The organism is Brevibacillus sp. TJ4 (assembly GCF_044627595.2).
Classification (GTDB): Bacteria; Bacillota; Bacilli; order Brevibacillales; family Brevibacillaceae; genus Brevibacillus.
This window is the reverse complement of record NZ_CP185865.1, coordinates 3,425,640-3,443,219: the sequence shown is the minus strand read 5'-3', so window position 1 is coordinate 3,443,219 and position 17,580 is coordinate 3,425,640. Positions and strand designations below refer to the sequence as shown.

Genomic DNA, 17,580 nt, shown 5'->3' with positions numbered 1-17,580 from the left:
CGACGAGAGGAGGTTCGGTTATGGCGCTGTATGCCGTACGCAGGCTGATTGAGGCAATTCCCATCTGGATCGCCATCACGCTGGTCACATTTCTCTTGATGAACTGGATTCCGGGCGATCCGGCTGCCCAGTTGATGGACCCCCGCACCGGGGCGATGGACGAGGAATCGATTGAGCGCATCCGCGAGCAGTGGGGTTTGAACGATCCTCTCTACGTCCAGTACCTGCGCTTTCTGCAAAACCTGGCGACAGGCGACCTGGGGGTCTCCTACCAGAGCAGAAGCGATGTGACGACGATTGTCATGGAGCGGATTCCAGTCACGGTCCAGGTCACCATGCTCGGGCTGCTCTTCGCCATCGTCTTCGGCATCTCCATCGGCATACTGGCGGCAATCTATCGGGGAAGCTGGGTGGATTCGCTGGTCAGCGCCCTGTCTATTGGGGGAGTGTCCCTCCCCTCCTTTTTCCTCGGCTTGATTTTGATGTACCTGTTTGCTGTCCGCTGGCAGTTGCTTCCTTCGACCGGATACGACGGGGGAAATCTCAAGTACCTGATTCTTCCTTCGCTCACGCTTGGATTTGGGGTCAGCGGGGTGCTGGCCCGTATCACCCGCTCGTCCATGTCGGAAGTGCTGAAGATGGATTTTATGACGACTGCGCATGCCAAAGGACTGCGCGAGCGGCGGATCATTTTTCTGCACGCCCTGAAAAATGCGCTGCCGCCGATCCTGACGATTATCGGGGTACAGATGGGATTGCTGCTTTCGGGAGCGGTGATTACCGAGACGATTTTCGGATTGCCGGGGATCGGCCGCCTGTTGATCGATGGCATCCTGCAGCGCGACCTTCCCGTCGTACAGGGCTGTGTCGTATTTATCGCAACCGTCTTTTTGCTGGTCAACCTGCTGGCTGACGTGCTCTGCAGCTGGATTGACCCGCGCGTCAAGGTAGAGTCGTAACCTGGAGACGAATGAATGGAAGGGGGAGTGAGGACGATGGAGAACGCTACATCGATCGGCACCAATGTACATGCAGAGTCTGGCCGGCAAAGTTTGCGATACAGGCTGTCTACGCTGCGGCAGTACCTTGGCACAAGCGCCGTTCTGGGCATACTCCTGACGGGCACGATGGTCATCGCGGCACTTTTCGCTCCGCTGATTGTGTCGCATGATCCCAATCAGAACCATTTGCAGGACGCCTTGCAGCCGCCCTCTTCTGCCTACTGGTTTGGCACCGATCACCTGGGGCGCGACCTGTTTGCCAGAGTGGTGTACGGCGCCCAGATGTCGCTGTTTATCGCCTTGATGGTGCAGGTGATCGCGGTCACTACGGGGACGTTGCTCGGCCTTTTGGCGGGCTATTTGGGAGGCAAAGCCGACAAATTGATCATGGGGCTGGCCAATATCATGTTCAGCTTTCCCGGCATCCTGTTTGCCATTGCCATCATGGCCGCGCTCGGTCCGGGGATTTTCAACCTGTTTATCGCCCTGGGCGTGGTAAGCTGGCCGGAAATATGCCGTCTGGTTCGCGCCGAGACGATTTCGCTCAAGCAGCGCGAGTTTGTCGAAGCGGGCTACGCGATGGGAGCGGGCACGTGTCGAATCCTGTTTCGCTACATCCTGCCGAATTGCTACGGCAACATCATCGTCCTGGCTACATTGGGCATGGCCAGTGCGATTTTGGCCGAATCCAGCCTGAGCTTCCTCGGACTGGGGGTACAGCCGCCCGATCCAAGCTGGGGATCGCTGGTCGGGCAAGGCAAGGACTACATGTACCAGGCTCCGTGGTTTATGTTCATTCCCGGCATCGTCATGTTCATCACCATCCTCGGCATCAATTTGCTGGGCGATACGTTGCGGGACTGGTTTGATCCGAAAATGAAATCCAATCGGTAAAGGAGGGATAGTGTCATGGCACCCATTCTGGACGTACAACAGCTCCACGTTGGCTATCAGAAGAAAGGGAAGTACACCGAAATTCTCAAAGGCGTTACGTTTGCCCTGAAAAAAGGGGAAAGCCTCGGCATTGTCGGCGAGTCCGGCTGCGGCAAGAGCATGACTTCACTGGCGATTATGGGGTTGCTGAAACAAAAAGGAGTACAGGCCACCCGGGGAAAAATCAACTGGGAAGGAAGCAACCTGCTGGATCGCAAGAACAGTGAGTTGCGCAACCTGCGCGGCAAGGAGATCGCGATGATTTTCCAGGAGCCGATGACGGCCTTGAACCCTCTGCTCACGGTCGGACAGCAAATTACCGAGCAGATACGCGTGCATGAGGGAATCGGAAAAAAAGAGGCGGAGCTACGCGCGATCGAGATGCTGCGTCTGGTAAACATCCCTTCTCCGGTGGACCGGTTGAAAGCATATCCGCACGAATTGTCGGGCGGGATGCGCCAGCGGGTGATGATCGCCATGGCGCTGTCCTGCCAGCCCAAGCTGTTGATCGCCGACGAGCCGACGACCGCCCTCGACGTGACCGTACAGGCGCAAATTCTCGACTTGCTGCAGCAGTTGCAGCAACAGATGGGGATGTCGCTGATGCTGATCACGCATGACCTGGGCGTCGTGTCCCAGGTGTGCCAGCGTGTCATCGTCATGTACGCGGGAGAAGTCGTCGAGGAGGCGACCCGGGAGCAACTGTTCAGCCAGCCGCTTCATCCGTATACGATCGGCCTGCTGGAGTCGGTCACGTCCCTGGACGGAGAAAACGAGCGGCTGTATTCGATTCCCGGGCGCGTGCCAGCGCCTGGTGAAGCGATGGTCGGCTGCGCTTTTCAGGACCGCTGTCCCTATGTCGCCGAAGCGTGCCGCAAGACCACTCCCTCGCTGGTCGAAACCGAAGACGGACGGAAGGTGAGCTGCCTGCGTTACAGCGAGATCGTCGAGGGGGTGGCGTGATGGCGGTGGCATCCGATCTGTCTCAGAAGGTATTGCTCGATATACAAGGCTTGCAAAAGTTTTTTCCGGTCAAGAAAAGCTTCTTGCACAGCATTGCCCGCAAACAGACATCTGTCGTCAAGGCGGTCGACGAGGTCAGCTTCACCATCCGGCGCGGCGAGACACTCGGCATCGTCGGCGAGTCCGGCTGCGGCAAGAGCACTACGGGCAGGGCGATCATGCGGCTGATCGAACCAACCGGGGGGAAGGTGCTTTTCGAGGGAAGAGATTTGGTCGGATTGTCGGCAAAGGAAATGAAACAAGTCCGCAGAGAAATGCAGATGGTGTTTCAGGACCCGTACGCCTCGCTTCATCCGCGAATGACGATCGGGACGACGATCGCCGAGCCGATGCAGATTCATAACATCGGCACTTCTCAAGATCGAGAAGCCCGGGTGGAGCAACTGCTGGAGACTGTCGGGCTGGCTCCAGGTACGAAAAAGCGGTACGCGCACGAATTTTCCGGCGGACAGCGGCAGCGCATCGGAATCGCCCGCGCACTCGCCTTGCAGCCCAAGCTGATCGTCTGCGACGAGCCCGTATCGGCTCTCGATGTCTCCATCCAGTCCCAGGTGATTAATCTGTTCCAGGATTTGCAGCAGCAGTTCTCGCTCACCTACCTGTTTATTTCCCACGACCTGAGCGTCATCCGTCACATCTCCGACCGCGTAGGGGTGATGTATCTGGGCAAGCTGGTGGAGCTGGCTTCGACAGAGGACTTGTTTCACCAGCCCGCTCATCCGTACACACAGGCTTTGCTGTCCGCTCGCCCGCACATACACGGCACTACGCCAGGCAAGGAGCGGATCATTCTCCAGGGTGAACTGCCCAGCCCGCTGAACCCGCCTGCTGGCTGCCGCTTTCATACGCGCTGTCTGTACAAAATGGCTCGCTGCGAGACGGAGGAACCGACCCTGTCGGCGATCGAGACCGGGCATCAGGTCGCTTGTCATTTGCACGTCAGCTAACCAAAGGATAAGGAGAGATGTGCCGTGATTATGTTGAGAAACGACCAACTGGTGCCAAGCGAGAAGGTTCATATCGCCCCGGAGGACCGCGGCTATCAGTTTGGTGACGGAATCTACGAGGTGATGCGGGTGTACCACGGAGTGATGTTTGAATGGGAAGCCCACCTGAAACGGTTTCAAAACAGCGCAGCCCAGCTTCGGTTGAACATCCCGCTGGAAGCGGAGAGGCTGACCGAACTGCTAAAAGAGCTGATCGCGGAAAACAGTCTCGTCGACGGCTCGGTCTATCTGCAATTGACGCGAGGAGTAGCCCCACGCTCGCATGCGTTCCCCGAAGTGTCGGAACCGGTCCTCACCGCCTCGGTACGCGAAGGCAGTTTGCCAAAAGAGCTGCTGGAAGCCGGAATGAGCGCGATTACTACGCCCGACATACGCTGGCTGCGGGTAAACATCAAAAGCCTCAACCTGCTGGGCAATGTGCTCGCCAAGCAGGAAGCCAAGGATGCCGAGGCGGATGAAGCGATCCTGGTTCGCGACGGCTATGTGACGGAAGGCAGCACCTGCAATGTATTCGGGATCAAGGACGGGATTTGCTACACGCATCCTGCCAACAATCTGATCCTCGATGGCATTACCCGCCAGGTCGTGATTCGATTGCTGGCGGATGGCAATATCCCGTTGGTGCAGCGGGCGATGACGCGGGAGGAAATGCTCGCCATGGACGAGGTATTTGTCACCAGTACGGGGCACGAAATATGTCCGGTGATCCGGATCGATCAGTACCCGGTAGGCAGCGGCGCACCCGGTCCTGTTACCCTCCGCCTGAAAGCCGCCTTCAGCCAATTGATCATGCAGTACGCGTAACGAAGCCAAGCAATTCGAAAACTAAAACTAGCACGGGGAAGCCTGCCCGCTTTGGGAACAGGCTTCTTTTTTCCATCAGGGGCTAGGTGCAAGGATGAATAATAATTTACAGTTGACAGGAGGAATTTGAAACTGGCTGTGGAAAAAGTAGTCGTGGTTTGAAGCCAAGATTAACAATTCTTTCTATTATGACAATAAAGGGGTACAACGGCGATGTTTAACGAGCGGAAAGCATTGCAAATGACATTGCAGGCATTGCTGGAACAACGAATGGTCCTTCGGCGGCAATACGTCGATCAAGACAAGCAGCTTGGAGCAGAAATCAAACAGCTATTGAGCAGAATCAGGGAAATTGATTTGGAGACAGGGGCTGACAAAGGCGATGTTGTTGCAGAGATAGCCGCTACAGCAGAAGAAATCCCCATGGAATTGATTCCGCAATTAAAAGTGCGAAAAGCCCATGTGCGTCACGACTATGAGATGGTGGCAGAACAGGTGAAGGAGATTCTGCGGGAAAAAATGTCACCGCTTTCATTAGGGGAATTGTGTGACGAGTTGAAGCAAAGACACGGCATCGAGTTCTCCAGTCCGTACATCGGCGTGCAGAAAGCACTTCGCTATGCGCCAGAGGTCAAGATTGAGAAATCAGGCCGCAAGCTCCTCTTTTCCCTGTAAAATCACGCAGGAGGCAATATCGTCTTCCAGTACGCGAAAAAAGGCAGTGGAACGTCACTGCCTCAGACTGTTGAGAAAGCCATGCTTGATAGCAGGGATTATTTTCTGTAGCGAAAAGTTCCGGGTTTTCTCAGCTAAAAAAGGATTGCCCTCCTGTTGCTCTTGTTTGGCAAGATGGAGGGCAATTTTTTCATATTCTGCACCATTGCGGTCATTCGGCATGGCGGGACGCAGACCGGAGCGGAGAATGGAAACAGGCTTCTCACCACTACAGCTACTTTCTCGACACCCTGCTTAGCTTATTTCAAGAAAGCTCTCAGCATCCAGTTGTGTTTCTCCAGGCTTCGGCGGATGGCGAGCAGCATGTCGGCGGTTTCTTCGTCGCCAGCTTCACCAGCTGTTTCCATCGCCTGCTTCAGTTCGTCGATGATCGTGGAGAAGTCCTGGATCAGGATCTCGACCATTTGTTCAGCGGTTTCCGAGCCGCTGGCGTCGGCGATGCTTGCTTCCCGCAGGCAGGCGGACAAGGTGGCGACAGGCGTTCCTCCAAGCGTGAGGATGCGTTCTGCCAGATCGTCGATGTATTGGGATGCCTCGTTGTACAGTTCCTCGAATTTCGGATGCAGGGTGAAGAAGTGAGGCCCTTTCACATTCCAGTGGTAATTATGCAGTTTCGTATACAGTACAGTCCAGTTCGCAACTTGTGTATTCAGGGCTTGAAAAAGAGTATTTTCCATGGTTGGTTTCTCCCTTTCCTTTTTAGAATTATTTCTTGTTTATAATTATTATAAAATAAAAACCGGAAAAGTCAACCCACCTTTGTCCAATTTCTCAAAAGTGATAAGAAGTTTCTCATTTTCTGTCCTTTTTCATGTGACGACGCTGTTTTTCCGCCTTTTTTCCATCCAAACTGCTGGCATCATTCTTGCTGGGTATCAAGAGTGAAAACAGAGATGAGGAAGGTGGATACGAAATGCAGCAAAAAACCCGTGAAGAATCGCTGGCGTTGGCGACGGAAATTCTGGAGCTGATTGAAAGCGAGACGCTTACGATCGAACAGAAGAAAAAGATTGTCGAGGATTCCGTCAGCAACTTTACCAACCATGTGACCAAAGCGATCCTGACGCACCGCAAATCGGTCTCACACGATTTCTCCGTAGTGGAGTGGGAAGATGAAGGAGCTGTTTTCCGCGATACGATGGGGGATGAGTATATCGACTGTTTGGGCGGCTACGGCGTCTATCTCCTGGGGCACCGCCACCCCAATGTAGTCAAGGCGGTCGAAGCTCAGTTGAAGCGCTACGCCCTGCACAGCCAGGAGATGGTCGACCCGCTGCGCGGCTATTTGTCGCAGCTGGTGGCTGCCATTACGCCAGGAGATTTGCAGCACTCCTATCTCGTCAACTGCGGCACCGAAGCCAACGAGATGGCGTTGAAGCTGGCTCGTCTGGCAACCGGGAAAAAGTATTTCATTTCCATGGAGAAAGGTTTCCACGGCAAAACGATGGGGTCGCTGTCCGCATCCGGCAAGGCGATGTTCCGCGAGCCGTACATGCCGCTTGTCCCTGGCTTCCAGCACGTACCGTACGGCGATGCCGACGCGGTGGAGCAGGCGATCCGGATGCTGATCGCGACCGGAGAGACTGTTGCCGGCGTGATCGTCGAGCCGATCCAGGGCGAGGGTGGGGTCAACGTCCCGCCAGCAGACTTCCTGCCGCGGCTGCGCGAAATTTGTGACCAGTACGAATGTCTGCTGATCGTCGACGAGGTGCAGACCGGCATGGGCCGTACCGGTACGCTGTTCGGGGTCGACCACTGGAATGTCGTGCCCGATATTATGACCTTGGGCAAGGCGTTTGGCGGCGGAGTCATGCCGATCGCCGCGATGGTAGCGAAGAAAAAATGGTGGGGCAAGATGGAGGACAATCCGTTCCTGCTCGGCTCGTCCACCTTTGGCGGCAATCCGCTCTGCTGCGCTGCGGCAATCGCCGGGATCAAGACGATTCTGGAAGAGAACATTCCGCAGGTGGCCAAGGAAAAAGGGGATTACATCATGGCCCGCCTCGAAACAATTCGCAGCCAGTATCCGGACATTCTGACAGAGGTGCGGGGAAGAGGTTTGCTGATCGGCATGGAGTTCGCCGACAACTCGCTTGGCTACACGCTGGCGAAAACCTTGTTCGGCAAAAAAATTCTCGTCGGCGGCACACTGAACAACGCCACCGTCATCCGCCTCGAACCGCCAGCCGTCATTTCGTACGAACAGCTCGACTACGTGCTGGCCTGCATCGAGGAAGGCATCTCCCAGTTGTCCAAAGAGATGAAAGTGGCACGCTAACAAAAACAAAAATCCCGGGCGCAGCCGCTGCGCTCGGGATTTTGCTTTCATATAAGCACCTCATTACTGGGCGCTTTTGACCTCGGACCAGATGCGGTCGTACAGTTGCATCGCGTCGCCGATGTCGAGGATCGTCTCGGTCCGCTTCAATTCGTCGGCAGGCAGATAGACCGCGGGGTTGTCGAGGATGTCCTTGTCGATCATCGGGTGTGCTTCCTTGTTCGGATTGATATACGGGAACGACCGGGAGATTTCCGCGCTGATCTCCGGCTCCAGCAGGAAGTTGATAAAGGCTTCGGCCGTTTCCTTGTTCTTGGCTCCAGCGGGAATGACGAAGTTGTCAAAGGAAATCATCAAGCCTTCCTTGGGCAAAACGGTCTGGAATTGCGGCTTTTCCCGCTGGGCGAGAGCGATCTCCGCGCCCCAGACGAAGGCGACGTTCACTTCCCCGTTCACCATCAAGGTTTTCGGACTGTCACTGTCAAAAGCCTTGATGTTGGGCATCAGCTCCAGCATTTTTTGCTTGGCCTCCTCCAGTTTTGCCGGATCGGTTTCATTGCCGGAATAGCCCAGCGACTTCAGCACCATTCCGAGAATAAAACGGAGGTCATCGACCATGACGATCTGGTTTTTCAGCTCCGGCTTCCACAAATCCGTCAGGCTGCTGATTTCCGTCTGAATGACGTCCGGATTGTAGGCCAGCGAGACGGTGTTGCCCATGTAGGGGACGCTGTACTGGTTGCCCGGATCGTGCTCTTTGTCGAGATATTCCGCGGAGAGATTTTTCAGATTGGGAATGTTGTTCAAATCCAGCGGCTGGATCATGCCCTCATGGACCATCGGCTGGATGTAGTAGTCGCTGGCAACGGTCAGGTCGTAAATGCCATTTGCCACAGCAACTTTGGCGAGCATCTCTTCATTTGAGGAGAAGGTGCTGTAGTTGACCTTGACCCCGTGCCTTTCCTCAAACTTTTTGATCACTTCCGCCGGCAAGTATTCGGACCAGTTAAAGACGTTCAGTTGTTTGCTGCCGCTGGCGGAAGAACCGGTCGAAGCTCCTCCACAGCCTGCCGTTACCGTAAACAGAACCACCGCTGCTGCGTATCCGATGGTTTTTCTCCAACTCTTTCTCATGTGAAGCCCCCCAGTTTGATTGTATCTCTATGGCGAGGCCGCCAAGCCCGCGGTTTGTCGCGGCTATGCCTGGCAACCCCGGTAGAGGTTTTTTTGTTTACGTTCTGTTCATGCGGATGCGTTCTGCGATGATGACGAGAACCAAGGTGACGACCAGCATCAGGGTAGACAAGGCGTTGATCTCGGGTGTGACCCCGAACTTGACCATGGAAAAGATTTTCAAAGGCAGCGTCGAACTGCTCGGTCCGGCGACGAAGAAGCTGATCACGACGTCGTCGATGGAAAGCGTAAAGGCGAGCAGCGCGCTTGCCAGAATGCCCGGTGCAATCACCGGGACGGTCACTTTGCGAAAGGTCTGCCACGGTGTACAGCCCAGGTCCATCGCCGCTTCTTCGATGCTCTGGTCAAAGCCGGCGAGACGGGCGCGGACGACGACGATGACGAACGGGACGGAAAACGTGATGTGCGCCGCGATCAGCGTAAAGTAGCCAAGGGGCACCTGCAGCTGCGCAAACAAGGCGAGCAAGGAAATGCCCATGACGATTTCGGGAATGACGATCGGCAGGTAGAGCATCGCATCCAGAGCTGTCTTGCCGCGAAATTTGTAGCGGTACATGCCGACGGCAGCCAGCGTGCCGATCATCGTGGCGGCAATCGAGCTGATCAGCGCGACGAGGAGCGAAGTGCGCGTCGCTTCCAGCACTTCGGCGTTTTGCATCAACTGGAAGTACCAGTCAAACGTAAAGCCGGTCCATACCGCATTCAGCCTCGATTCGTTGAAGGAGTACAGGATGAGGATGGCGATCGGCAAGTACAAAAACAGATAGATCAGCGATGCGTAGACAAAAGAGAGCCTGCTCGCGAGCAAGGAGCGCATCTACACCAGCCCCTTTCCCTGCTTGTCTTTGGTCACCATGATGTAGACGGCGATAAAGACGAGCGTCAGCGCCATCAGGACGATCGAGCTGGCGGAGCCAAACGGCCAGTCGCGAGCTGTCAGGAACTGGTTTTTGATCAGGTTGCCGATCAGAATCGTCTTGCTGCCTCCCATCAGATCGGGAATGAAGAACAGGCCGAGCGACGGGATGAAGACGAGCAGCGAACCGGCCATGATCCCCGGCGAGGTAAGCGGAAGCGTGACTCGCAAAAAGGTTTGCCACGGCTTCGCGCCAAGGTCGCGGGAAGCCTCCAGCAGCGAGCGGTCCAGTTTTTCAATCGACGCGTACAGCGGCAGCACCATGAACGGAAGCATCGTGTAGACGAGTCCGATCAGCACGGCTGTGTCGTTGTACAGCAGGGTGAGCGGCTGGTTGATCAGGCCGATTTGCAGCAAAAATGTATTGATGACGCCTTCTGTCCGCAGCAGCACGACCCAGGCATAGGTGCGGATCAGCGAGTTGGTCCAGAACGGGACGATGATCAACAACAGCAGAATGTTGCGGTATTTGAGCGGTGAACGGGCGATGATGTAAGCAAACGGATACCCGAGCAGGAGGCAGAGAATCGTGGTGAAAAAGGCGAGGACGCAGGATATCCAGATGATTTTGAAATACAGGGGATCGAAAAAACGCGTGTAATTTTCCAGCGTCAAGGGAAGCACGATACCCCCGAATGTACTTCGCGAAAAAAAGCTGACGGCAAATACCAGAAGCATCGGCAAGACAAACAGCAAGAGCATCCAGACGAGCACAGGGCCGAGTGTCCAGAGCTTGCCGTAGTCCCGTTTGCTCGCGGGCTTTGGCATCGCGGCTGGCTGCGTAGAAGCCGGGGAGCCTGGGGCCGGGGGTGTCATCGTGTTACCACCACCCCGTGGCTGGGCTGCCATTGTACGTAGAGCGGGTCGCCGACCGCAACGGGCAGAAGCTGGTCAGTCTTTTCCAGGGCGACAAACTGCTTGCCGTTTTGCAGCGTCACGACAGTTTTCGTCGAGCCCCCGCAGTAGATGCGCTCCGTCAGGCGTCCGCTGATCTGTACGATGCTGTCCTCAGGCGAAGGCTCCAGTGCCAAAGTCGATTTTTCCGGGCGGATCGCGACGGTGACCTGCTCCTCTTCTGCCACCTGGATGACGGGCGCTGTCACTTTCAACCCTTCGCACTCGATCAGCATGAGCTGGTGATCCCTGCGCTTTACCGTGCCGGACAGCAGGTTCGTCTCTCCGATAAATTCGGCGACGAAGCGGGTCGCCGGATGCTCGTAAATCTGGGTCGGGCTGCCCACCTGTTCGAGAATGCCCTGGTTCATCACAGCGATCCGGTCCGACATCGTCAGCGCCTCTTCCTGATCGTGGGTGACGAAGACAAACGTAATGCCAAGCTGTTTTTGCAAGTGCTTCAGTTCGACCTGCATTTGCTTGCGCAGCTTTTGGTCCAGCGCGCCCAGCGGTTCGTCCAGCAAGAGCACCTTGGGATTGTTGACCAGGGCGCGGGCGATCGCTACCCGCTGGCGCTGTCCGCCGCTCAGTTGCTCCGGCTTGCGGCTGGCATACTCCTCCAGTTGGACGAGCTTGAGCGCGTCTTTGACCCGCTTGTCGATTTCGCTTTTCGGTACCTTTTTCACCCGCAGCCCAAAGGCGATGTTGTCGTAGGAAGTCAGGTGCGGAAAGAGGGCGTAGCTTTGAAAGACGGTATTTACGTCTCGCTCGTAGGCAGGCTGGTTATGTACGTATTGCCCATCCAGCATGATCTGCCCGGATGTCGGCTGTTCAAAACCGGCGATCATCCGCAGCGTCGTCGTCTTTCCGCAGCCGCTCGGACCGAGCATCGTAAGAAATTCGCCTTTTTGAATATCGAGGGAAAGATCCCGGACTACGGTTTGCTCACCGAATTGTTTGACCAGATTTTGCAGCATTACCATGGGACCGCTCAATGATTACCCTCCCTTTACTGAAAACTGAAAATTTAGATAAGCAAGAATAGTGCCAATCCAATTCGGCGGGAACAAAAGTTGGGCGGTTTGCGTTGTCCATGCGATCTTGCTGGCAGTTGCTACTTCTTGAAACTTAGAAAACTTTCTCATCGCTGAGAAGTTTATGCGCCTCCAGCTTGCGGTAGAGGGTTGCCAGTCCGATTTCGAGCTTCGCTGCGATCCGCCGTTTTGCCTCCAGGGAGTGGCCGTACTGGTGCAGCAGCGAAAGGAGAATTTGCCGCTCGTGGCGGTGCAGGCGCTCGCGCAATGGCAGTTCGCTTTCTGCGGGATTGGCAATCGCGCTGATGCTTTGATGCTGCCTGATGCGGGCGGGGATGCTTTCCAGGCCGATGTAGGGGGTCGTTTCCATGTTGACGGCGTACTCGATCGCGTTTTCCAGCTCGCGTACATTGCCGGGCCAGTGGTACTGGCAGAGGATGGCTTTTACTTCCGGTGTGAAGTCGAGGACGGCGTGGTTCAGGATTTGCCTGTATTTGGCCAAAAAGTAGTCGAGCAGAAGCGGGATGTCCTCGGCGCGCTCGCGCAGGGCAGGCATGTGCAGGGGGATGACGTTCAGTCGGAAGTACAGGTCTTCGCGGAATTCTTTGTCCCGTACCATCTCCTCGAGGTTTTTGTTGGTGGCGGAGATGACCCGGATGTCGACCGGGCGCAGTGTGTTGGAGCCGACGCGCTCGACTTGTTTGGTTTGCAGGACGTGGAGCAGCTTGACTTGCAGGTGCAAGGGCAGATCGCCGATCTCGTCGAGAAAGATCGTGCCGCCGTCTGCCAGTTCGAATTTTCCCGCTTTGCCTTCCCGTTTTGCTCCGGTAAAGGCTCCGGCGTCATAGCCGAACAGTTCGCTTTCCAGGAGTGCTTCGGGAATCGCGCCGCAGTTGACGATGATAAACGGGCCTGATCGGCGCGAGCTGGCGGAATGGATCGCGGCGGCGAGCATTCCTTTGCCCGTGCCGCTCTCTCCGGTGATGAGGATGTTGGAGGTGCCGCGGGCCACCTGTTCCGCCTGTTTGATCACCAGCTCCAGCGCCCGGCTTTTGCCCATGATTTCGGAAAAGTACAGATTTTTGTGCTCATTGGTCAGGATATAGGCCAGCCGGCGCATATCGACCATCCGGCGAAACGAGGCGACGACGCCTGCGACACGGTCGTGGACGCGGATCGGACGGGCGGTGACGATCAGGTGCATGTCGTGACCGTCGAGGTGGTAGTTTTCCTCCTGCTCGGCGTAGCCTGTGCCGCTCGTCAGCACGGCGAGCATCGGCGAGTTGTGCCAGATGCTTTGCAGGGGGGCGCCGATCAGCTCCTGCTTTTTCTTTTGGATCAACTGTTCGGCGGTGGCGTTGCAGGTGGTAATGACGCCACGTTCATCGATGGCGATGATGCCCTCATGGATCGATTCGATCAAGGTCTCCAGCTGCAAAAACGTCTTTTTCCATTCGGCCCACGCCTCCTGCTCGGCGATTTTGCCGGTCAACAGCTCTGTCATTCGCTGCAGGAAGGTGAGGTAGGCGAGCCGGTTGTGAATCAGTCTGTGCCGCTGCGCCTCGGTAAAGGCGATCAGGCCGATGACCCCGATCACGTTGCCCTTGTACTGGATCGGCGAACACAGCTCGGCCAGCTCCTCGGTCACGCCTTCCAGCACGGAAGGGTCGTACTGCGGATCGCTTCGCGCATCTTCGATAAAGTAGGGCTGCTTGGTCGTGATCACCCTGCCGTACAAATACCCGGCATGCACCTGCCCGAACTCTTCCTGGCTGTTGATCCGCTTTTTGTAGATACCTGTACCGGCGATGATCGTCATCTGGTCGTCGACGATCTCTGTCTCGATTTGCAGGGCAGCGGAAATCGCCTCTGCCACCTGCTGGGTCATTTCCTGAAATTGCGCTAGCAAGCTCACGGTTTTCCCTCCTGGTTCACGAAAAGATAAAGAGCAGAACGGCGGATTCCATAATTTTCAATATTGAGAATATTTATAAAAATAACATACTTGACAAGCAAAGGGAAGAAGCGGAACAGTAAAGGCAGTGAAGATCAGGAGAAAATCGAGGAGGTAGGCGGCATGAAGACGATAGCAGCAGTCATTCTCGCCGGCGGGAAAAGCAGCCGGATGGGCAAGCCAAAGGAGCTGCTGCCGTGGCGCGGCGGCACGATGATCAGTGAGCTGGTGAAAGAAGTAGCGGCATTGCAGATGCCCTGTCTGATCGTCTCCAACCAGCCGGAGCGGCTGCGGGAACTCGAGTGGCCTGGGGCAGTGAGCGTTACTTCCGACCTGGTAGCATCTGCCGGGCCTGTCAGCGGACTGGTCACCGCGTTTCGAGCCAGATCGGAAGACGTGCTGCTGGTGCTCTCCTGCGACCTGCCGTTTCTCGATCGTACGCATCTGAACACGCTTCTGGCCTACGCGGACACGGTGTCAGACTGGGACGTTGTCGCGGTGCGGCAGGGAGAGCGGCTCCATCCGCTATTGGCGCTGTACCACCGGCGATCGCAGCAGGTGTGGGAGGATGCGCTGCGCAAGGGGGAGTTGCGGCTGATGGACGGTCTGGCTTCGCTGCGAGTGGTTGAGACGCCGCCTGATTTGCTGGATGAGTGGGCTGTGTTCAACGCAAACACGCCTGCCGAGTACGAGCAGGCGCTGTGCGAGGAGAAAAGACGAAAAACGGGAGAGCGATAATGCGCTCATCCCGCTTTTTTTATAAGTCAAGCATCTAGTCCAGCGCGATGCGTTGGGTGTTGGTGTAGACGTTCATCTTGTCGTTGCGGATAAACCCGACTGCGGTAATTTGCAGCTCTTCCGCCAGGTTCAGTGCCAGCTCTGTCGGGGCGGACTTGGAGAGGATGATGCTGGCGCCGATCTTTGCGGCTTTGAGCAGCACCTCCGACGAAATGCGTCCGCTGAAGACGAGAATTTTGTCCTCGGTCGAAATGTTTTTGCGCAAACATTCTCCGTAAATCTTGTCCAGCGCATTGTGGCGGCCGATGTCCGAGTATTGCAGGATCACTTCATCAGGCGTGCAGAGCGCGGCATTGTGCACGCCTCCGGTCTGCCGGTGAATCAGCGAGGAGGATTGCAATTCGTTCATCAGGCGCATGCACTGCTCTGGCGTGACCGTGATCCTGCCTTCCACAGGTTTGGCTGTGCGGGCGTCGCTGAAAAAGTAAAAGGATTGCCTGCTTTTGCCGCAACAAGAGGTGATGCGCCGCTTGGAGTAAAAACTTTGCGACAGCATGCTCTTCTGATGCAGGTCTACATAGGCAAATCCCTGGGCTTCATCGATGCTGAGCTGCTTGATTTCGGCGTAGCTTTTGATCGCCCCTTCGGCAGCGAGAAAGCCGATGACCATTTCCTCCAGATCGGCAGGGGTGCATACGATTGTGGCAAACTCCTCGTCATCGAGAAAGATCGTCAGCGGATATTCGGTTACGATCTCATCATCTTCCCAAACGTGGCCGCCTGCAGCAAACTTCAGTACCGGTCTGCGAATCGTTTTGGTTAAGTCTGACATGTACTGCCTCCTACTCCCTGGGTTAGATTTTCCCATATGTGTGTTTCCAGTGTAATTTTTTTTGTCGAAATCTGTTGTCTTGGGCAACGCTTACATGGTAGTATACTATTTGGAGTTAGGGAAGTCACAGTTTTTTCATTGTTTGTTCATCATTTATACATAAATCCAGGCAACAAATTGATGCGGGATAGCGTACCTGTCGCCGGTTCTTTTTTGCCTGAATGAATTGCAAAATGGACACTTGTTAGTTGATGCTGATGTAGCGACCCTGCTGATGATTAACTGCTGTGTTCCATCCAACCTTCTGTTTTCCATTTGTAGCATGGGAGACAGGGGAGGGGTGGACTCAGCAGTTTTTCTTATTTTTGGGAGCCTGAACAAGGCATCCCTAGACAAAAAAGAAGGAGATGAAACGCATGGAGCAAAAAGTGAAAAACCGCTGGCTGATTGCTTTGGCCGCAGTAGGAATTCACATCTCCATCGGTTCGGTGTACGCCTGGAGCGTATTTACCAAACCAATCGAACAACAGTTTGGATGGAGTCTGACGAACATCCAGTTCACCTTCAGTATCGCTATTCTGTTCCTTGGTCTTTCCGCCGCTTTTCTCGGTCACTACGTAGAAAAGCACGGACCTCGCAAAGCAGGTATTTTGGCTTCGATCTTTTTTGGGGTTGGTGTGACTGCATCCGGTTTGGCGATCCAACTGGAAAGTCTGCCGCTTTTGTACCTCTGTTACGGTGTATTTGGCGGGATTGGACTTGGCGTAGGGTATATTACACCGGTATCGACCCTGGTCAAGTGGTTCCCTGACAGACGCGGCTTGGCTACAGGGCTGGCGATCATGGGTTTTGGCTTTGCATCGATGATTGCAAGCCCGATTATGAATGCACTGATCAATAGCGTAGGTCTTGCCAATACGTTCTACATCCTGGGAATTATTTATTTCGTCGTTATGATTGCATCTGCACTATACCTGGCTCCGCCTCCAAAAGGCTGGCTGCCGAAGGGGTATACTGCCGATGCCAGCGCCTCCGGTGCAAAGCAAATCAAAAAAGACCTGGCGCAGCTCACTGCAAACGAAGCGGTGAAAACCCGCCGTTTCTACATGCTGTGGCTGATGCTGTTCATCAACGTAACATGTGGGATCGCCATTATCTCTGTAGCGTCTCCGATGGCGCAAGAGATGGTTGGCATGTCCGTAGCCATGGCTGCTTTGATGGTTGGCTTGAACGGCCTGTTTAACGGTGCCGGTCGTATCGGGTGGGCATCCTTTTCCGACTTTATCGGCCGTCCCAACACGTATACCGCATTTTTCGTGATCCAGGTCATCCTGTTCTTTGCACTGCCGTACCTGAGCAATCCGATTCTGTTTATGATCGCGATGTTCATCATTATGACTTGCTACGGCGGCGGATTCTCCTCGATCCCTGCCTACATCGGCGACATCTTCGGAACGAAGCAATTGGGCGCAATCCACGGCTACATCCTGACTGCCTGGGCTGCGGCTGGTCTGGCAGGCCCGATCTTCACTTCCTGGGTCTATGAGACAACGCAAAGCTATACCAACACGATGATGGTCTTCTCGGGCATGTTCGTCGTAGCGCTGATCATCTCCCTGTTGATCCGCCTCGACATCAAGAAACTGCAGGAAGAAGCAAAGAGGAAAGAAAACTCAGTTGATATCGCAAGTTAAGAAGTGGTAAAGTCATAAATAAGAATGAGAAAATAAAGGTGACTTTACAAGATGAATAAATACGAAGCGGAATTCAGTAATCTGGTTCGAGCCTTCCGAAAAAAGCATATGGGCAAGGGCCCCAGCAAGATTAACACCACGTTCTGCAAGAAATGGGCGATATGCGAAATGGAGGGCAATCTCTCCCCTGTGGAAAAGTTTATTGCCACCTCGGAGGACGGGAAACAGACGTTGCGTTCAGCGCGAACCGAAATGGTTAAAGAGATGTACCGAAAGCATAAACCATACGACATGGAAGCGTTTTTGGGGGCAACTCTCGTCGATTTATTCGTCGATATTGACATTGAACGTGATTTCGGGATGTCCATCTTCGTATTTGACCAGGACATTGAGAAAAAGTGGAAAAACGAACCCTAAGTCGTAACGAAGCAGCGACCCTGTTCATCGGTTAGACAACGGGTTCGCGACATCCGCACGTTGATTAACTTGGTAGCGAACCTGCTGGAGGGAACCACCGTGAACACGCTCTTATCCACTGGACAA

Annotated in this window: 17 protein-coding genes; 10 read left to right on the top strand and 7 right to left on the bottom strand. The window is 55.0% G+C overall.

What is annotated here, in order from left to right; translation table 11 throughout:
• Positions 1–20: 20 nt before the first annotated feature.
• The 6 genes from ACAF76_RS16810 to ACAF76_RS16785 all read left to right on the top strand — a co-directional run bounded on the left by ACAF76_RS16810 (position 21) and on the right by ACAF76_RS16785 (position 5,443).
• Positions 21–959 carry an ABC transporter permease gene (locus ACAF76_RS16810; RefSeq protein ID WP_400162017.1) on the top strand — a complete coding sequence of 313 codons (939 nt, stop codon included), beginning with the start codon at positions 21–23 and terminating at the stop codon, positions 957–959.
• A gap of 36 nt (positions 960–995) precedes the next feature.
• Entirely contained in the window at positions 996–1,895 is a 900-nt protein-coding gene (locus ACAF76_RS16805) for an ABC transporter permease (protein ID WP_400162016.1), read from the top strand.
• Between the two features lie 15 nt (positions 1,896–1,910).
• Positions 1,911–2,897 carry an ABC transporter ATP-binding protein gene (locus tag ACAF76_RS16800; RefSeq protein ID WP_400162015.1) on the top strand — a complete coding sequence of 329 codons (987 nt, stop codon included), beginning with the start codon at positions 1,911–1,913 and terminating at the stop codon, positions 2,895–2,897.
• Entirely contained in the window at positions 2,897–3,904 is a 1,008-nt protein-coding gene (locus ACAF76_RS16795) for an ABC transporter ATP-binding protein (protein WP_400162014.1), read from the top strand. The genes ACAF76_RS16800 and ACAF76_RS16795 overlap by 1 nt, the downstream gene beginning before the upstream one ends.
• A gap of 30 nt (positions 3,905–3,934) precedes the next feature.
• Positions 3,935–4,768, top strand: coding sequence for a D-amino-acid transaminase (gene dat, locus ACAF76_RS16790; RefSeq protein WP_400162087.1), 834 nt, complete (start codon positions 3,935–3,937; stop codon positions 4,766–4,768).
• Between the two features lie 213 nt (positions 4,769–4,981).
• Positions 4,982–5,443 carry a hypothetical protein gene (locus tag ACAF76_RS16785; protein ID WP_400162013.1) on the top strand — a complete coding sequence of 154 codons (462 nt, stop codon included), beginning with the start codon at positions 4,982–4,984 and terminating at the stop codon, positions 5,441–5,443.
• A 299-nt stretch (positions 5,444–5,742) separates the two neighbouring features.
• On the opposite strand, the gene ACAF76_RS16780 is transcribed toward ACAF76_RS16785, so the two are convergent.
• Complete coding sequence (locus ACAF76_RS16780) at positions 5,743–6,180, bottom strand: Dps family protein (protein ID WP_400162012.1); 438 nt, start codon at positions 6,178–6,180, stop codon at positions 5,743–5,745.
• Positions 6,181–6,416: 236 nt separating this feature from the next.
• Here ACAF76_RS16780 and ACAF76_RS16775 point away from each other — a divergent pair, with 236 nt between their 5' ends.
• A complete protein-coding gene (locus tag ACAF76_RS16775; RefSeq protein ID WP_400162011.1) occupies positions 6,417–7,781 on the top strand; it encodes a putrescine aminotransferase in 1,365 nt (454 codons plus the stop codon).
• A gap of 63 nt (positions 7,782–7,844) precedes the next feature.
• Here ACAF76_RS16775 and ACAF76_RS16770 read toward each other — a convergent pair whose 3' ends face one another.
• The 5 genes from ACAF76_RS16770 to ACAF76_RS16750 form a co-directional block, all read right to left on the bottom strand.
• Positions 7,845–8,915, bottom strand: a complete 1,071-nt coding sequence (locus ACAF76_RS16770) for a PotD/PotF family extracellular solute-binding protein (RefSeq protein WP_400162010.1) — start codon at positions 8,913–8,915, stop codon at positions 7,845–7,847.
• A 97-nt stretch (positions 8,916–9,012) separates the two neighbouring features.
• Positions 9,013–9,792: an ABC transporter permease gene (locus ACAF76_RS16765; protein ID WP_400162009.1), complete on the bottom strand. Its 780-nt coding sequence runs from the start codon at positions 9,790–9,792 to the stop codon at positions 9,013–9,015.
• The gene (locus ACAF76_RS16760; protein WP_400162086.1) at positions 9,793–10,659 is read right to left on the bottom strand and encodes an ABC transporter permease; all 867 of its coding nucleotides are present in this window, start codon (positions 10,657–10,659) and stop codon (positions 9,793–9,795) included. It lies immediately after the preceding gene.
• A gap of 44 nt (positions 10,660–10,703) precedes the next feature.
• Positions 10,704–11,780, bottom strand: coding sequence for an ABC transporter ATP-binding protein (locus ACAF76_RS16755; RefSeq protein ID WP_400162008.1), 1,077 nt, complete (start codon positions 11,778–11,780; stop codon positions 10,704–10,706).
• Positions 11,781–11,913: 133 nt separating this feature from the next.
• On the bottom strand, positions 11,914–13,734 hold the full coding sequence (locus tag ACAF76_RS16750; protein WP_400162007.1) for a sigma 54-interacting transcriptional regulator: 1,821 nt from the start codon (positions 13,732–13,734) through the stop codon (positions 11,914–11,916).
• A 162-nt stretch (positions 13,735–13,896) separates the two neighbouring features.
• On the opposite strand from ACAF76_RS16750, the gene ACAF76_RS16745 reads away from it, so the two are divergent.
• Positions 13,897–14,511, top strand: coding sequence for a molybdenum cofactor guanylyltransferase (locus ACAF76_RS16745; protein ID WP_400162006.1), 615 nt, complete (start codon positions 13,897–13,899; stop codon positions 14,509–14,511).
• Positions 14,512–14,545: 34 nt separating this feature from the next.
• Here ACAF76_RS16745 and fdhD read toward each other — a convergent pair whose 3' ends face one another.
• On the bottom strand, positions 14,546–15,343 hold the full coding sequence (gene fdhD / locus ACAF76_RS16740; RefSeq protein WP_400162005.1) for a formate dehydrogenase accessory sulfurtransferase FdhD: 798 nt from the start codon (positions 15,341–15,343) through the stop codon (positions 14,546–14,548).
• 416 nt (positions 15,344–15,759) lie between these two features.
• Here fdhD and ACAF76_RS16735 point away from each other — a divergent pair, with 416 nt between their 5' ends.
• Together ACAF76_RS16735 and ACAF76_RS16730 are read left to right on the top strand one after the other, a co-directional pair.
• Complete coding sequence (locus ACAF76_RS16735) at positions 15,760–17,037, top strand: L-lactate MFS transporter (protein WP_400162004.1); 1,278 nt, start codon at positions 15,760–15,762, stop codon at positions 17,035–17,037.
• Between the two features lie 51 nt (positions 17,038–17,088).
• The gene (locus tag ACAF76_RS16730; protein WP_400162003.1) at positions 17,089–17,454 is read left to right on the top strand and encodes a DUF2294 domain-containing protein; all 366 of its coding nucleotides are present in this window, start codon (positions 17,089–17,091) and stop codon (positions 17,452–17,454) included.
• The last annotated feature ends 126 nt before the right edge of the window (positions 17,455–17,580 follow it).

Bases quoted from the DNA above. Each gene is read 5' to 3' on its own strand.
- ACAF76_RS16810 (WP_400162017.1), top strand. From the start codon at position 21: ATGGCGCTGTATGCCGTACGCAGGCTGATTGAGGCAATTCCCATCTGG.
- ACAF76_RS16805 (WP_400162016.1), top strand. From the start codon at position 996: ATGGAGAACGCTACATCGATCGGCACCAATGTACATGCAGAGTCTGGC.
- ACAF76_RS16800 (WP_400162015.1), top strand. From the start codon at position 1,911: ATGGCACCCATTCTGGACGTACAACAGCTCCACGTTGGCTATCAGAAG.
- ACAF76_RS16795 (WP_400162014.1), top strand. From the start codon at position 2,897: ATGGCGGTGGCATCCGATCTGTCTCAGAAGGTATTGCTCGATATACAA.
- dat (WP_400162087.1), top strand. From the start codon at position 3,935: ATGTTGAGAAACGACCAACTGGTGCCAAGCGAGAAGGTTCATATCGCC.
- ACAF76_RS16785 (WP_400162013.1), top strand. From the start codon at position 4,982: ATGTTTAACGAGCGGAAAGCATTGCAAATGACATTGCAGGCATTGCTG.
- ACAF76_RS16780 (WP_400162012.1), bottom strand. From the start codon at position 6,180: ATGGAAAATACTCTTTTTCAAGCCCTGAATACACAAGTTGCGAACTGG.
- ACAF76_RS16775 (WP_400162011.1), top strand. From the start codon at position 6,417: ATGCAGCAAAAAACCCGTGAAGAATCGCTGGCGTTGGCGACGGAAATT.
- ACAF76_RS16770 (WP_400162010.1), bottom strand. From the start codon at position 8,915: ATGAGAAAGAGTTGGAGAAAAACCATCGGATACGCAGCAGCGGTGGTT.
- ACAF76_RS16765 (WP_400162009.1), bottom strand. From the start codon at position 9,792: ATGCGCTCCTTGCTCGCGAGCAGGCTCTCTTTTGTCTACGCATCGCTG.
- ACAF76_RS16760 (WP_400162086.1), bottom strand. From the start codon at position 10,659: ATGCCAAAGCCCGCGAGCAAACGGGACTACGGCAAGCTCTGGACACTC.
- ACAF76_RS16745 (WP_400162006.1), top strand. From the start codon at position 13,897: ATGAAGACGATAGCAGCAGTCATTCTCGCCGGCGGGAAAAGCAGCCGG.
- fdhD (WP_400162005.1), bottom strand. From the start codon at position 15,343: ATGTCAGACTTAACCAAAACGATTCGCAGACCGGTACTGAAGTTTGCT.
- ACAF76_RS16735 (WP_400162004.1), top strand. From the start codon at position 15,760: ATGGAGCAAAAAGTGAAAAACCGCTGGCTGATTGCTTTGGCCGCAGTA.
- ACAF76_RS16730 (WP_400162003.1), top strand. From the start codon at position 17,089: ATGAATAAATACGAAGCGGAATTCAGTAATCTGGTTCGAGCCTTCCGA.